General features: G+C 67.8%; 13 protein-coding genes. 6 read left to right on the forward strand and 7 right to left on the reverse strand.

Annotation, left to right across the window (positions count from 1 at the left end; translation table 11 throughout):
- Nucleotides 1-74 precede the first annotated feature (74 nt).
- Entirely contained in the window at nt 75-374 is a 300-nt protein-coding gene (locus OO71_RS32625) for a YciI family protein (RefSeq protein WP_033293796.1), read from the forward strand.
- 3 nt (nt 375-377) lie between these two features.
- Here OO71_RS32625 and OO71_RS51350 read toward each other — a convergent pair whose 3' ends face one another.
- Nucleotides 378-536 (reverse strand): hypothetical protein, encoded by a 159-nt coding sequence (locus OO71_RS51350; protein ID WP_169776593.1) that lies wholly within the window; start codon nt 534-536, stop codon nt 378-380.
- A gap of 223 nt (nt 537-759) precedes the next feature.
- On the opposite strand from OO71_RS51350, the gene typA reads away from it, so the two are divergent.
- Both typA and OO71_RS32635 read left to right on the forward strand, forming a co-directional pair.
- Nucleotides 760-2,688: a translational GTPase TypA gene (gene typA, locus OO71_RS32630; RefSeq protein ID WP_033293797.1), complete on the forward strand. Its 1,929-nt coding sequence runs from the start codon at nt 760-762 to the stop codon at nt 2,686-2,688.
- Between the two features lie 174 nt (nt 2,689-2,862).
- On the forward strand, nt 2,863-4,635 hold the full coding sequence (locus OO71_RS32635) for an ABC transporter family substrate-binding protein (protein WP_156096664.1): 1,773 nt from the start codon (nt 2,863-2,865) through the stop codon (nt 4,633-4,635).
- Nucleotides 4,636-4,645: 10 nt separating this feature from the next.
- Here OO71_RS32635 and OO71_RS32640 read toward each other — a convergent pair whose 3' ends face one another.
- The 5 genes from OO71_RS32640 to OO71_RS32660 form a co-directional block, all read right to left on the reverse strand.
- Complete coding sequence (locus OO71_RS32640) at nt 4,646-5,677, reverse strand: ABC transporter ATP-binding protein (RefSeq protein WP_033293799.1); 1,032 nt, start codon at nt 5,675-5,677, stop codon at nt 4,646-4,648.
- Nucleotides 5,674-6,768, reverse strand: a complete 1,095-nt coding sequence (locus OO71_RS32645; protein ID WP_033293800.1) for an ABC transporter ATP-binding protein — start codon at nt 6,766-6,768, stop codon at nt 5,674-5,676. The genes OO71_RS32640 and OO71_RS32645 overlap by 4 nt, the downstream gene beginning before the upstream one ends.
- Entirely contained in the window at nt 6,765-7,733 is a 969-nt protein-coding gene (locus tag OO71_RS32650; protein ID WP_033293801.1) for an ABC transporter permease, read from the reverse strand. Before OO71_RS32650 ends, OO71_RS32645 begins: the two co-directional genes overlap by 4 nt.
- Nucleotides 7,726-8,706 carry an ABC transporter permease gene (locus tag OO71_RS32655; protein ID WP_033293802.1) on the reverse strand — a complete coding sequence of 327 codons (981 nt, stop codon included), beginning with the start codon at nt 8,704-8,706 and terminating at the stop codon, nt 7,726-7,728. The genes OO71_RS32650 and OO71_RS32655 overlap by 8 nt, the downstream gene beginning before the upstream one ends.
- A gap of 186 nt (nt 8,707-8,892) precedes the next feature.
- Complete coding sequence (locus OO71_RS32660) at nt 8,893-10,641, reverse strand: ABC transporter family substrate-binding protein (protein ID WP_033293803.1); 1,749 nt, start codon at nt 10,639-10,641, stop codon at nt 8,893-8,895.
- A gap of 730 nt (nt 10,642-11,371) precedes the next feature.
- Here OO71_RS32660 and mshB point away from each other — a divergent pair.
- From mshB to OO71_RS32675, 3 genes are read left to right on the forward strand one after another with little or no spacing between them, the layout of a single operon-like run.
- Nucleotides 11,372-12,199, forward strand: coding sequence for an N-acetyl-1-D-myo-inositol-2-amino-2-deoxy-alpha-D-glucopyranoside deacetylase (gene mshB, locus OO71_RS32665; RefSeq protein WP_033293804.1), 828 nt, complete (start codon nt 11,372-11,374; stop codon nt 12,197-12,199).
- Nucleotides 12,196-12,597, forward strand: coding sequence for a hypothetical protein (locus tag OO71_RS32670; RefSeq protein WP_033293937.1), 402 nt, complete (start codon nt 12,196-12,198; stop codon nt 12,595-12,597). The genes mshB and OO71_RS32670 overlap by 4 nt, the downstream gene beginning before the upstream one ends.
- Nucleotides 12,590-13,372: a hypothetical protein gene (locus OO71_RS32675; protein ID WP_033293805.1), complete on the forward strand. Its 783-nt coding sequence runs from the start codon at nt 12,590-12,592 to the stop codon at nt 13,370-13,372. The genes OO71_RS32670 and OO71_RS32675 overlap by 8 nt, the downstream gene beginning before the upstream one ends.
- A gap of 4 nt (nt 13,373-13,376) precedes the next feature.
- On the opposite strand, the gene OO71_RS32680 is transcribed toward OO71_RS32675, so the two are convergent.
- Nucleotides 13,377-14,135 carry a site-2 protease family protein gene (locus OO71_RS32680; RefSeq protein WP_033293806.1) on the reverse strand — a complete coding sequence of 253 codons (759 nt, stop codon included), beginning with the start codon at nt 14,133-14,135 and terminating at the stop codon, nt 13,377-13,379.
- Nucleotides 14,136-14,381 lie beyond the last annotated feature (246 nt).

Consider the following 14,381-nt stretch of genomic DNA (forward strand, 5'->3'; position numbering starts at 1 on the left):
CCGCCGAAGGGCGGCCACCACTGGATCCTCGAGATGCGCATGCGGTGAGTCTAACACCCGGCTACCGTCGACCCATGTTCGTCGTAGTGCTCACCTACACCGCGCCGCTCGACGAGATCGACCGCGCGCTGCCGGACCACGGCGAGTGGCTCGCGCGGCAGTACGAGGACGGTCACTTCCTCGCCTCGGGCGGGCGAAATCCCCGGGTCGGCGGCGTGATCATCACCCGCCCGATGGACCGCGGCCGCCTCGACGCCATCCTCGCCACGGACCCGTTCGCGGTGCAGGGGCTCGCGACGTACGAGGTCATCCGTTTCTCGCCCACCCGGACCGCCCCGGAACTGCGGCTGGTGAACGAGATCCTCGACTCGTGAGGGTCAAGCCGCCTTCGCCAGCTGCGTCTTCGCCTTCTTCAACGCCAGCACCGGGCACTTCTTGCACCGGCTCTTCGAGCGGCAGCACTTCTTCTTGACCTTGCCCGATTTCATCAGCTTGCGCACGACGGCCCGCGGGTCGTCCGGGTGCTTCTTGCCCACGTGCGCTCCTCGGGTCGGGCGGGTCTCTGCTGACCTATTAGGTCAGGTGAGCCTAACCGATCATGGGGCGTGGCGCTCCTCACACCGGACCGGCAGGTATCCTGGTGTGGTCCGCGTGTGGCCAGAGCCGGTCATCGAGAGCCGGTCCTGGATGTCCGGCGCCCGTTTTCCCGCTCTCCATGCGGCACCACCAGCCTTTCTTTCGACATTCAGGAGTCTTCGCGTGCCCGCAGCAAGCGCCACCGCGGTCCAGCCCGGCCGCGCGTCCGGCAAGACCCGGCCCGACCTGCGCAACGTCGCGATCGTCGCCCACGTCGACCACGGCAAGACCACGCTGGTCGACGCCATGCTCCGGCAGTCCGGCGCCTTCGCCGAGCGCGCCGAGCCGGTCGACCGCGTGATGGACTCCGGTGAGCTCGAGCGGGAAAAGGGCATCACCATTCTCGCGAAGAACACCTCGATCCGGCGGCAGACCGAAACCGGTCCGATCACGATCAACGTCATCGACACCCCCGGTCACGCCGACTTCGGCGGCGAGGTCGAGCGCGGCCTGTCGATGGTCGACGGCGTGGTGCTGCTGGTCGACGCGAGCGAGGGCCCGCTGCCGCAGACCCGGTTCGTGCTGCGCAAGACGCTCGAAGCAGGCCTGCCGGTGATCCTGGTGGTGAACAAGGTCGACCGTCCCGACGCGCGGATCTCCGAGGTCGTCGACGAGACCCACGACCTGCTGCTCGACCTCGCGAGCGACATCGAGGACGCCGACCACGACGCGATCCTCGACCTCCCGGTCGTCTACGCGTCCGCCCGCGCCGGCAAGGCGAGCCTGGTGCAGCCCGCGGACGGCGGCCTGCCCGACAGCGAGAACCTCGACCCGCTGTTCGACACCCTGCTCCGGCACGTCCCGCCGCCGGTCGCCGACCCGGACGCCCCGCTCCAGGCACTGGTCACCAACCTCGACGCGTCCAACTTCCTCGGCCGCATCGCGCTCATCCGCATCCACGCCGGCAAGCTCCGCAAGGGCCAGACGGTCGCGTGGATGCGCGAAGACGGCACCGTGCAGAACGTGCGCATTTCCGAGCTGCTCGTCACCGAGGCGCTCACCCGCGTGCCGGCCACCGAAGCCAGCGCGGGCGACCTGGTCGCCATCGCGGGTATCCCGGAGATCACCATCGGCGACACGCTCGCGGACGCCGAGGAGCCGGTCGCGCTGCCCCGGATCACCGTCGACGAGCCCGCGATCTCGATGACCTTCGGCGTCAACACCTCGCCGCTGGCCGGTCGCGGTGGCGGCGACAAGGTCACGGCCCGCCTGGTCAAGGCCCGTCTCGACGCCGAGCTGGTCGGCAACGTGTCGATCCGCGTGCTGCCCACCGAGCGGCCGGACACCTGGGAGGTCCAGGGCCGTGGCGAGCTCGCGCTGGCCATCCTGGTCGAGCAGATGCGCCGCGAGGGCTTCGAGCTCACCGTCGGCAAGCCGCAGGTCGTGCTGCGCACCATCGACGGCAAGCTGCACGAGCCGTTCGAGCGGCTGTACATCGATTCGCCGGAGGAGCACCTCGGCGCGATCACGCAGCTGCTCGCGTCCCGCAAGGGCCGCATGGAGGACATGAGCGGCAACGGCACCGGCCGGATCAAGCTGATCTACGTGCTCCCGTCGCGTGGCCTCATCGGTTTCCGTACCGACTTCCTCACCGAAACCCGCGGCACCGGCATCGCGAACCACGTGTTCGAGGGCTACTTCCCGTGGGCGGGCGAGATCCGCACGCGGCACACCGGCTCGCTGGTCGCCGACCGGTCCGGCCCGATCACCGCGTACGCGATGATCCAGCTCCAGGACCGCGGCAGCTTCTTCGTCGAGCCGGGCGCCGAGGTGTACGAGGGCATGGTCGTTGGCGAGAACCCGCGCATGGAGGACCTCGACATCAACATCACCAAGGAGAAGAAGCTCACCAACATGCGCTCGTCCACCGGGGACGAGCTGGAGCGCCTCGCCCGGCCGCGCAAGCTGAGCCTGGAGGAGGCGCTGGAGTTCTGCGCCAGCGACGAGTGCGTCGAGGTGGCGCCGGAGGTCGTGCGGGTCCGCAAGGTCACGCTCGACATCTCCACCCGCGCCAAGGAGCGTTCGCGCGCCAAGAGCCGCGACAACGGCTGACTCGGCTGACCAGGTCGTCGACAAGGGGCGTCTCCCATTTGCGGGAGGCGCCCTTTTTCTGTGAACCGAATGGGCCGCTGAAACGTCCACTCTGTTGGCGGTATCCGCACCGGTGTCGGGAGGGGATCGCCGATATGGGAATCTCGGTGCCGGCCGTGGCCCGGGCGTGGCAGCATGTCCGCTCGGAGCCGTGGGGGAACTTTCAGGAGGACGAGCGTGCGAAGCGGACGCCGGCTGGGGCCGGTGCTGGCGCTGGCAGTAGTGCTGCTCTCCGCATGCTCGAACACGCCGCCGCCGCCGGTGGTCACGTCGGCGCCGCCGTCGAGCACCGCCCCGGCGCAATCGCTGTCGCAGATCGTGGTCGGCGTGGACGACGTGGTCGGCGGCTACAACCCGCACACCATCGCCGACTCGTCCACCATCACCACCGCGCTGTCCCAGCTGCTGCTGCCTTCGGTGTTCCGCCAGGCTGACGACGGCACGCGCAGCCTCGACAAGACGCTGATGGTGTCGGCCGAGGTCGTGTCGCAGGTGCCGTTCACGGTGAAGTACCTGATCCGCCCGGAAGCGTCCTGGTCCGACGGCGCCCCGATCGCCACCGAGGACTTCATCTACCTCGCCAACGCGATGAAGTCCCAGCCCGGCGTGATCGAACCGGCAGGGTACCGGCTGATCTCGGACATCGAATCGCGCGACGGCGGCAAGGGCGTCGAGGTCACCTTCAGCAAGCCGTACCCGGCCTGGCAGACGTTGTTCGACAACCTGCTGCCGCAGCATCTGCTCAAGGACGCGCCGGGCGGCTGGGCGACCGCGCTCGCCACGAGTTTCCCCGCGGTGGCCGGGCCGTTCGCGATCAAGACCATCGACACCGCCCGCGGCGAGGCGATCCTGCAGCGCAACGACCGGTACTGGGAAAAACCGGCCGCCGTCGACACGCTGGTGCTGCGCCGTTCCGACCCGTCCGGCATCGCCACCGCACTGCGCAGCGGTACCGACCAGTTTTCCCTCACCCGCACCGATGCCACCGGCCTGCAGCTGCTCAACGACCTTGGCCCGGCGGTGAAACTGCACACCGTCGCCAGCCCACGCACAGCGGCGGTCCTGCTACGCCCGGTCAGCGCGACGCTCTCGGACAGCCGGATCCGCGCCGGGGTGGCCGCGCTGCTGGACCGCGGAAAGCTGATCGCCGCCGGGGCAAAAGGCGGCCCTTCGGGCGCATTGAAAGCGGATGCACAAGTATTGCCCCCGTCCGCAAAAGGTTACGCAGCCACCATTCCGGCAGGCCCACCCGCGGCCCCGGATGTGGCGAAGGCGGAGGAGTACTTCACCGCCGCCGGGTACAAAAAGGAATCGGGCGTATGGCGTAAGGGAACCAAGACGCTGTCGCTCGTGCTCGCCTCGCCAGGGGAACAGGAACCGTACGCCTCGATCGCGAAAGAACTGTCGTCGGAACTCATTGCGGCCGGGGTCGAGGTCAACAGCATCAAGCCACCGCCGCGTGACCTGTTCTCGTCACTGCTGGCAATGCCGGTGGTGAACGGAAAACAGCAAGCGGCTCCGGATTCGAATGGCAACGTGGGCGTAGACATCGCGGTGATCGGCCAGCCGGTCGGCGGTGACCCGGCAACGGTACTGGCGTCGACCTATGGTTGCGCCCCCGACCACGCGACCGCGGACAAGACGAAACCGCAGGTACCGGCCAATCCGGCAGGGCTGTGCGACGAGTCCCTGCAAGCAACCATCGACTCCGGATTGACCGGCTCCGCCACCACCACCGACACGTTGAAGACCCTGGAACCCCAGCTGTGGTCCCAAAACGTCGTGGTCCCGCTCTTCCAGCAAGCAGAAACCCTTGCCGTGGGCAAAGGAATCTCCGGCCTGACCCCGGGCCCTCCCTTCCTTGGCCCCTTCGGCTCGGCCGTCAACTGGACCCGCGGCGCCACCTGACCGGCCTTGCTCAGATCAGCTGCAGGCTTTCCGCGAAGTGGCAGGCGACGGGGTGGTCGTGGCCGCGGTCGACCAGTGCGGGTTCTTCCGTCGTGCACTTCTTGCGGCCCGCATCATCCAGCTGATTCGCGAACTTCGGGCACCGCGTCCGGAACCGGCACCCCGACGGCGGATTGGCCGGACTGGGCACATCCCCGGTGATGACAATCCGCTGCCGAGTACGTTCCAACCGCGGATCCGGCACCGGAATCGCCGAAATCAACGCCTGCGTGTACGGATGCGCCGGGCTCTCGAACAACTCCTCCGCAGGCGCCGTCTCCACGATCTTGCCCAGATACATCACCGCAATGCGATCCGACACGTGCCGCACCACCGAAAGGTCGTGTGACACGAAGAGATACGACAGCCCGAACTCCGCCTGCAAATCCTTCAGCAGGTTCAGCACCCCGGCCTGGATCGAAACGTCCAATGCGGACACCGGTTCGTCCAGCACCAGCACCTTCGGCTTCAGCGCGAGCGCCCGCGCAATCCCGATCCGCTGCCGCTGCCCGCCGGAGAACTCGTGCGGGAACCGGTTTCCGTGCTCCGGCCGCAGGCCCACCGTCTTCATCAGGTCCCGGACCTGCTGGCGGCCGTTGTCGGCGTACAACCCGTGGATCCGCAACGGTTCCGCGATGATCTCGTTCACCGGCAGCCGCGGGTCCACCGACGCGTACGGGTCCTGGAACACGATCTGCATGCTTCGCCGCAGCCGCTGCAGTTCGCGCTTCGACATCTTCGCGAGGTCTTTGCCCTCGTACGTCACCTTGCCGTCGGTGAGCGGCTGCAGCGCCAGCGCCACCCGAGCCGTGGTCGACTTGCCGCAGCCCGATTCGCCGACCAGCGCCAGCGTTTCGTGCGGGTAGATGTCGAACGACACGTCCGACACCGCCTGCACCGCGCCCGCCGTCCGGCGCAGCAGGCCGCCGCCGCGGATCGGGAAGTGCTTCACCAGGTGCTGCGCGGAGAGAACGGGCGTCCGCGTCGCCGTGGCCTCGGTCATCGGTTCGTCTCCGGGTCGCTTGCGGCGTCGACGGCGACCGGGACGGCTGCCACGTCGGCCGAGGTGGCGCTGAACAGCTCGGCCGGGTCCTTCCCGACGACCTGCTCGGTGAAGTGGCAGGCAGCGGCCGTTCCGGCGGGACCGGCCACCAGCGGCGGCTCCTCCTCGTCGCAGATCGGCTGCGCCAGCGGGCAGCGCGGGCTGAACGGGCAGCCCGGCGGCATGTTCGTGGTGGCAGGCGGTGACCCGGTGATCGGCGTGAGCCGTTCGGTTTTCACGTCCAGCCGCGGCAGGCTGCCGAGCAGGCCGAGCGTGTACGGCATCCGCGGCGTGTAGAAGATGTCGTCCACCGTGCCGGATTCGACCACCCGGCCCGCGTACATCACGTGCACGCGGTCGGCCTGTCCGGCGATCACGCCGAGGTCGTGGGTGATCAGCACCATCGCGGCGCCGGTCTCCTTCTGCGCGGCCTGCAGTGCTTCCAGGATCTGCGCCTGCACGGTCACGTCGAGCGCGGTGGTCGGCTCGTCGGCGATGATCACGTCCGGGTTGTTGGCCATCGCGATCGCGATCACCACGCGCTGGCGCATGCCGCCGGACAGCTGGTGCGGGTACTCGTTCGCGCGCTGCTGCGGGTTCGGGATCCGGACCAGGTCGAGCAGGTCGACGGCCTGCTTGCGCGCCACGTCCCGGCGCACGTCGTGGTGCGCGGTGATCGCCTCGGCGATCTGGTCGCCGACGTTGTACACCGGGTTCAGCGACGTCATCGGATCCTGGAACACCATCGCGATGCCCTTGCCGCGGACCTTGTTCAGTTCTTTTTCGTTCGCCTTCAGCAGGTCCACCCCGCCGAACCGGATCGAGCCGGACACCTTCGCGGTCCTCGGCAGCAGCCCCATCACCGCGAGCGAGGTCACCGACTTGCCGGAGCCGGACTCGCCGACGATGCCCAGCACCTCGCCGCGGCGCAGCTGGTAGCTCACCCCGCGCACGGCGTTCACGACGCCCTCGCCGGTGGGGAACTGCACGGTCAGGTCCTCCACGACGAGGACGGGATCGCCGCCCCGTCCGTCGGAGTCGTACTGGGTCATGCGCGCACCTTCGTCTGCTGGGGGTCGAACGCGTCCCGGAGGCCATCGCCGATGAAGTTGATGGTCAGTGCGATCAGGATGATGAAGACGCCCGGGAAGTAGAAGAGCCACGGCCGGGTGTCCACCGCGGTCTGCGCACTGCTCACGAGCAGGCCGAGCGACGTGTCCGGCGGCTGCACGCCGAAGCCGAGGAACGACAGCGCGGTCTCGAGCAGGATGGCGATCGACACCAGGATCGTCAGGTTCACGATGATCGCGCCGAGTGCGTTGGGCACCAGATGCCGGAAAATAATCCGGGCGTCACTCGCGCCGAGCGCCTTCGACGCTTCGACGAATTCCTTCTCCCGCAACGAAAGCACGACCCCGCGGGCTACCCGGGACACGTACGCCCAGTACAGCCCGGCGATGACCACCGCGATCAGCCACCACGTACCACCCGACTGGTGGCCGAGCACCGCGGCCACCGCGAGCAGCGGCAGCGTGAGCACGAGGTCGGACACCCGCATCAGCAGCGTGTCGATCCAGCCGCGGTAGTACCCGGCGACCGAACCCCACACGGTGCCCACGATCGTCGCGAACAACGCGACGAGAATGGAGATCTGCAACGAGATCTGGGTTCCGCGCATCACCTGCGCGAGGGTGTCGTGGCCGACCGCGTCGGTGCCGAACGGGTGGTTGCCCGACGGCGGCGCCGAGTTCTGGTCGGTGATGTCGCCGGGGTGGTACTTCCAGAGCGCACCGCCCACGTAGGCGAAGAGGATGATCAGCACGAAGACGACGAGGCTGATCATCGCGAGCCGGTGCTGCAGGAACCGCCGGAACACCAGTTGCGCCTGGCTGCGCTCCTTGACGGTGAACTCGCGCTCGGGCGCGGGACTCCCCGGGGTCTGCGGGTCACCCGGGGCGAACCGGGCGCCGCCCAGCGTCGTGGGCGGGGTGGGGAAGGCGGAGGCGTCGTCAGGCATAGCGGATCCTCGGGTCGAGCAGGCCGTAGAGCAGGTCGGCGATCAGGTTGAGCACGATGATGAACGTGGCCGCGATGAGCAGCCACGCCTCCACGGCGTAGACGTCGCTGCGCCTGATCGAGTCCAGCAGGAATGCACCCGCACCCTGCCATTGGAACACGGTTTCGGTGACCACGGCGCCGCCGAGGATCGAGCCGATGTCGAGCGCGGTCACCGTGGTGAGCGGGATCAGCGCGTTGCGCAGCGCGTGCTTGCGGGTGACCGTCCAGCGCGGCAGGCCTTTCGCTCTCGCGAGCCGGACGTAATCGCTGTTCAGCACCTCGAGCATGGACGCGCGCTGGAACCGGCTCCATGCCGCGTAGCTCGTGAGCGCGAGCGAGATGGTGGGCAGGATCAGGTGCCCGAGCACGTCGCCGAACTGGGCCCAGAATCCGCCGGAGGTGATCACCGACGACGAGCCGATGGTGTAGAAGACCTGGTTGCCCACCGTGTCGTTGACCGAGATCCCGATCTGCTTCAGCACGATCGCGAACCAGAACGACGGCATAGACAGGAAGAGGAAGCCGAAGAAGGTGGCCGTGTAGTCGAACTTGGAGTACTGCTTGGCCGCGCTGATCACGCCGATGATCACGGCGAGGATCAGGGCGACGACCATGGCGAGCACGATCAGCCGGAGCGTCACGCCGAACCGGGCGAAGACCTCGTGGCCGATGTTCATGGTGGACTGGACCGAGGGGCCGAAATCACCGCTCAGCACGCCGGTGATCCAGTGCCAGTAGCGTTCGATGATCGACTGGTCGAGGTGCAGCCGGATGCGTTCGAGCTCGATGGTCCGCGGTGGCGGTGGCGGGTTGCGCGTGATCAGCGGGGTCAACGGGTTGGCCGACAGCGAGACCATCACGAAGACGACGAACGTCGACACGATCAGGATCGGCACCGAGACGAAAAGCCGGCGCAGTGCGAAGGCAAGCATGGAGGTCTTCCTGCTCTTGACGGGTGTTCTGCCTGCGCCCGCCGCTGGTGGTGGCAGGGCCGAGGCGACGAAACGGGGCAATCGGGGGTTCGGGACAGCAAGCGGGCACCGCTCGCGGATACGGTGAAGGGCCGGCTCCGAGCCGGCCCTTCACCGGTTGCCCAGCGGGAATCTACCGGGCGGTGATCACTTCCGGAGGCCCCACTCCGCCATGTTGTAGACCGGCGCGTCGAGGGTCGAGTTGTTGCGGATGTTGGCGATCTTGTCCGAGGCCGCGATGAAGGTCGGCTTCTGGTAGAGCGGAAGCACGTACGCGTCTTCCGACATCAGCTGGTCCGCCTGGTTGAGCAGGTCCGCCGCCTTTGTCTGGTCGGTCTCGGCGTTGGCCTGCGCGATCAGGTCGTCGACCTGCTTGCTGCTGTACTTGCCGTAGTTGCTGCCCGAACCGGTGGTCCAGTTCTGGACCGCGCCGGCGAACGGGAACGGCGAGGCGACCCAGGCGAACACGATGATGTCGTAGTCACCGCTCGTCGTGGTGTCACCGAGGTCGTCGGTGGACTGGACGTTCACCTTGACGCCCAGCTGGGCCGCGGCCTGTGCGAAGAGCTCGCACTCGTTCTGCCGGATCTGGTTGCCGACGGTGTAGCGGATCCGCATCGGCGGAACGGCCTTGCCGCTCGGGTCGGACAGCTGGCTGCCGTTGATCTTGTACCCGGCGTCGGTGAGGATCTTCTTGGCCTTCTCGATGTCACCGCTGCCCTGCCCGGTGGAGGACACCACGTCCTTGTAGCCGGTCTGCTGCGGCATGAAGTTGTGGTTGTTCAGCGGTTCGACCTTGTTGGTGAACTGGCCGACGGTCTTCGCGATCATGTCCTTGCGGTTGATCGCGGTGAAGAGCGCCTGGCGCAACGGCTTCTCGGCGAGCGCCGGGTTCTTCAGGTTGAAGTCGAAGTGCTCCCAGGTGAGGCCGAGGCCGATGAACGACGAGATGTTCGGCATCTGCTTGACCTGGTTCACCAGGTCGACCTGCGGCTGCGGGTAGATGACCTGCACCTCGTTGTTCTGCAGTGCGGTCGGTTCCTGCGTCGCGTCGGTGATGATGCGGAAGACCACGCTGTTCAGGTGCGGCTTGGCGCCCCAGTACTTCTCGTTCGGGACCTCGGTGACCGACTTGTTGTTGTCGAACTTCGAGATCTTCCACGGGCCGCCCGACCAGGTCGGCACGGTCTCGCCGAACCACTTGTAGGACGACGCGAGGCCCTCGGCGGTGTTGATGTCGCCGTGCTGCTTGGCCAGGTGCGCCGGGTACATCGCGCCGCTGGAGCTCCACAGCTGCTTCCAGTCGGTGAACGGCTTGTCGAAGGTGGCCGTGACGGTCTTGCCGTTGTCGGAGCCGACGACCGACTTCAGCTGGTCGTAGCCGGACGTGCTGGCTGCGGCGCAGTCCTTGCAGTCCTTGCCGTTCTGGACCTTCCAGTTGTAGACGAAGTCGTCCGCCGACAGCGGCGTGCCGTCCGACCAGGACGCCTGCGGGTTGATCTTGTAGACGATCGTCTGCGGGCTGGTGCTGGTGATCTCCGCCGATTCGACGAAGTCCTTGTTCAGCACCGGCTTGAGGTCGGGAGTCGAATAGAACGTGTAGGGAAGGATGCCCTTGGTGACCATGCCCGTTTCGAACACATTGCCTTCGGCGGAGGTCACATTCCAGTTCGGGACGTTCTTCTCGATCGCGAAGGTGACATCGCCGCCCTGCTGGAGCTGATCGCCGGGCGCCGAGTTGCAGGTGTTCGGGTTCTTGTCGCAGTCGGCGAATGCCTGCCCGGTCTGCACTGCGTTGTTGCCGCCCCCGCCACCACCGCATGCGGAGAGCAGAAGGGCCGCGCCCGCGACGAACGCGCCGAGCTTCGCGGCGCGCGACCTAGTCGTCACTAACATTCATTCTCCTTGCTCGACGCCGTCGCGGGTGTGCGAGGCGACCTCTTCGTGACCGCAAGCACCGATGTATATCGCGTTGCTCACCGTAGTCGTGGAACTTAGGCATTGGACAGACGGCAAACCTATCGATCCGGACACTCTCAGTGAGATCGTTGCGGAACAGCAATCTCGTGCTGCCTAGTTCCACCTCGGGTTCTGCACTTGATCGACTACTTTCGGTAGTGGATCTCGGGAGGGTCGGGAACCATTTCGGGTGTCTCTCCGGTGCGTTCGGTCCATCGGCTCGGGGGACAATAACCGACGGGTTCCGCTTTGTGGACCCCTGCGAATGGAGTAGTCACACAGCCGTGACAAACCCGAAGTGACAAGAAAATAGCCCGATCTCGTGAACCGAATGCTCTCGCCGGAGGAGGCCGCGGCGGCCGTCCGGCGAAAGTGCGTTCCGGGTATCTTCCGTCCTTCGGCCGGGATTCCGGACGGCGGAACGTTCCGCAAATCGGAACGCCCATCTGGCGGGAATCCGGTCCGACTATTTGGGATGCGTTTGCATTTTCCCGTGCACGCCGCCGAGTAGTCCCTGCACGGCGTTTCCCGGACAGTTCCGAGGCGGTTCGCGGGGCCGTTCCGATGGCTGTTCCCGGTCCTGCTGCCGGAGTCGTTCCCGCACCCGGAACGGTGGTCCCCAGCCGCGGGTCCCCTGGCGGGGAAGGCGGGTCACTAATCTGGGGGCGTGAAGCGGAAGCTGCTGCTGGTCCACGCCCATCCGGACGACGAGAGCATCGCCACCGGCGGCACCATCGCCCGGTACGCCGCCGAGGGCGCCGAGGTCTGTGTGGTCACCTGCACGCTCGGCGAGGAGGGCGAGATCGTCCCGCCACGGCTGGCGCACCTCGCCGCCGCCGAGGCCGACCAGTTGGGCGGGTACCGGTCGGGGGAGATGGCTGCCGCGGCCGTCGCGCTCGGCCTCACCCGGCACGAGTACCTCGGCGGCATCGGCCGGTGGCGTGACTCCGGGATGGCGGGTACCCCGGCGGCCGCGCATCCGCGGGCGTTCACCGGCGGCTCGGCAGTGGAACAGACCACCCAGCTGCGCGCGCTCCTCGACGATTTCGCCCCGCAGGTGGTCGTCACGTACGACTCCTTCGGCGGCTACGGCCATCCCGACCACATCCGGGCGCACGACATCACGATGGCCGCCGCGCCGGACGCACCGTCGGTCGAGCGGGTGTTCCACGTGGTCCAGTCCGAGTCCGCGCTCGCGGCCGGGCTGGCGGAGCTGCGGGCCCGCGCGAACTCCCCCTTCCGGGTGGCCGCCGACGGCGAGCTTCCGTCCACTCCGGACGGCAAGATCGGCACCGTGATCGACATCTCCGCGCACCGGAAGGCAAAACTGGCGGCACTGCGGGCACACGAAACACAGCTCACCGTGGTCGACGGCGCGGTGGCCCACTTCGCGCTCACCAACGACATCGCGCAGCCGGTCCCGTCCGCCGAGTACTTCGTCCTCGCCCACGGCGACGGGCACGGAGCCGAGACCGACCTGTTCGGCGGGTGGTGACCGTGCCTGCCCCGCTGACCCGGGCGCAGTGGCTGCTGTTGCTGCTGCTCACCTTCGACGCTGTTCTGCTTGCTCTGCTCGAGCTGTTCTTCCTGCCGTTGCGCGTGGGTCCGCTCGACGTGGTGCCGCTTCCGGTGATGGCGCTCGTCGGCGCGGTCACCACGCCGTGGCTCGTGCTGACCACCGCGAAGCTCGTCCGGCCGGGATTGTCGTTCGTGCCGTTGCTGGTGTGGGTCATCGTCGTGTTCGGGGTCGGCCTGCTCGGTCCGGGTGGCGACCTCGTGCTCGTCCAGGACTGGCGTTCGCTGCTGCTGCTCGGCGCGAGTGCGCTGCCGGCGGCGCTCGTCCTCGGCGGCGGGCTCGGCCGGGCGTCGGCGAGGGGGAGTGCGCATGGCTGAGACCATTTCGGACCGTCAGGTGGTGGCGGCGCTGCGCCCGTTCGTCCGTGCTTGCGGGCCGGTGCTCGACGCCTTGCGCGAGTCGGATCCCTTCGGCCTGCAGGCCCGCGCCCGTCGCGGCGAGGACGAGTTCGCCGATGACGGTCTCAAGAAGAAGGTGCTCGACGCGCTCACCGCGGTGAAGGTCCCGGGCACCGCGGCGTGGGCGGGCATGGACATCGACCAGCGCGCGGGCTGGTGGATCAACCGGGTGGGGCGGCTCACCGCGCTGCTGACGTCGATCCCCGGTCTCGGCGGCGCGCTCGCCGACCGGCTGCCGGTGCAGGACACCCTCGGCGCGGCGTCGCAGGGGCTGGTGCTGTGCGCGATTGCCGGGGAGTACGGGGTGACCGACGTCGAGAGCCGGGTCCGGCTGATCGCGTCCGTGTTGTTCGAGCGGGAGATCGACGCCGGGTCCGCAGTGGCTTCAGCGTCTTCAGCGTCTTCGGAGGACAGTGAGACCGCCCGCCTCACCGAAGAGCTCGACGAGTCCCGTCGCAAGCACGGCAAGGTCACCGTGAAAGCCGTGGGGGGAACACTCTGGCGGCTCGGCCGGTCACTGTGGGGTATCACGGGCGAGCTCGAGAAGCGCCCGCGCGGCCGTTGGGTGCACCGGGCGCTCGGGATGCTGCCGGTGGTCGGCGCGGCGGGCGACTACCTCGGGGAGCGCTCCGGGCTCAAGACGGTGTGGAAACGCGCACACCGCTGGCTGATGGCGCACCGGCAGTGGGCCTGAACACTCACCGCCAGAACAGGAACGCGCTCTGCCCGACGATTCCGGCCAGCTCGCTGCCGCCGATCGCCCCGTAGATGCTCCCGGCGACCGACCAGAACAGGTTCGACACCGGCCGGAAGAGGAAGAACAGCGCGAACAGGGCGAGCGGCGCCCACGGCCGCACCCGCGCACCGAACGCCCGCGCTTGCGGCGACAGGTACGGCTCGATCGCGCCCCAGCCGTCCAGCCCGGGCACCGGGAGGATGTTGAGCAGGAAGGTCATCACCTGCAGCAGGGCGAGGTACGACATCGCATAGAAGAGGCCGGTGGCCATCGGCACGAGCATCGTGACGAGGCAGAGCGCAGCGCCGGCCGCGAGGTTGGTGAGCGGACCGGCGAGTGACATCCATGACGCCGTCGCGCGGGTACGCAACGCTCCGCGGTTGATCCACACCGCACCGCCGGGCAACGGGATGCCGCCGATCAGCAGGAAGACCAGCGGCAGCACAAGAGACAAGACGGGGTCGGCGTAGCGCCGGACGTCGAGCGAGAGGTACCCCTTGTGAGCGACCTCGTGGTCGCCGCCACGGAACGCGACGAAGGCGTGGCCGAACTCGTGCAGCGTGAGGGAAACGATCCAGCCGCCCGCGACGAGCAGCACGACGCCCGCGACGAACATCGGGTCGCGATTACCCGTGAGAGTCGTGGGATCACCGTATGCGGCCAGAAAACCACCGGCGACGGTCACGACGAGGAGGCCGAGGAAGATCGGGCTCGGGCGCACTGCTGATCTCTGCACAGCACCAGTCTTCCGTATGCCCGGTGTGAAGTCTTCGGCGTGTCCCCTTGCGCACGCGGGCCCAGGTATCCCCCGAACTCGCTACTCGGCTTGACCTGGCCGCACTACACGGGTGTAATCACAGTGATGTCATTCGCTGCCGAGAGGGGACAGCGGGTGTCGTTTCACCACCGCCAGCCTGGGGAGTGCGTAGGAGCGAGGAGGCGGACGTGCGGTTGGAAGCGGACAACA

The organism is Amycolatopsis jejuensis (genome assembly GCF_000717335.1).
GTDB classification, from domain to species: Bacteria; Actinomycetota; Actinomycetes; order Mycobacteriales; family Pseudonocardiaceae; genus Amycolatopsis; species Amycolatopsis jejuensis.

What these genes read in the sequence shown, in the direction of transcription:
- OO71_RS32645 (WP_033293800.1), bottom strand. Translation starts at nt 6,768, where the DNA reads ATGACCCAGTACGACTCCGACGGACGGGGCGGCGATCCCGTCCTCGTC.
- OO71_RS32675 (WP_033293805.1), top strand. Translation starts at nt 12,590, where the DNA reads ATGGCTGAGACCATTTCGGACCGTCAGGTGGTGGCGGCGCTGCGCCCG.
- OO71_RS32660 (WP_033293803.1), bottom strand. Translation starts at nt 10,641, where the DNA reads ATGTTAGTGACGACTAGGTCGCGCGCCGCGAAGCTCGGCGCGTTCGTC.
- OO71_RS32650 (WP_033293801.1), bottom strand. Translation starts at nt 7,733, where the DNA reads ATGCCTGACGACGCCTCCGCCTTCCCCACCCCGCCCACGACGCTGGGC.
- OO71_RS32635 (WP_156096664.1), top strand. Translation starts at nt 2,863, where the DNA reads ATGTCCGCTCGGAGCCGTGGGGGAACTTTCAGGAGGACGAGCGTGCGA.
- OO71_RS32625 (WP_033293796.1), top strand. Translation starts at nt 75, where the DNA reads ATGTTCGTCGTAGTGCTCACCTACACCGCGCCGCTCGACGAGATCGAC.
- OO71_RS32655 (WP_033293802.1), bottom strand. Translation starts at nt 8,706, where the DNA reads ATGCTTGCCTTCGCACTGCGCCGGCTTTTCGTCTCGGTGCCGATCCTG.
- OO71_RS32640 (WP_033293799.1), bottom strand. Translation starts at nt 5,677, where the DNA reads ATGACCGAGGCCACGGCGACGCGGACGCCCGTTCTCTCCGCGCAGCAC.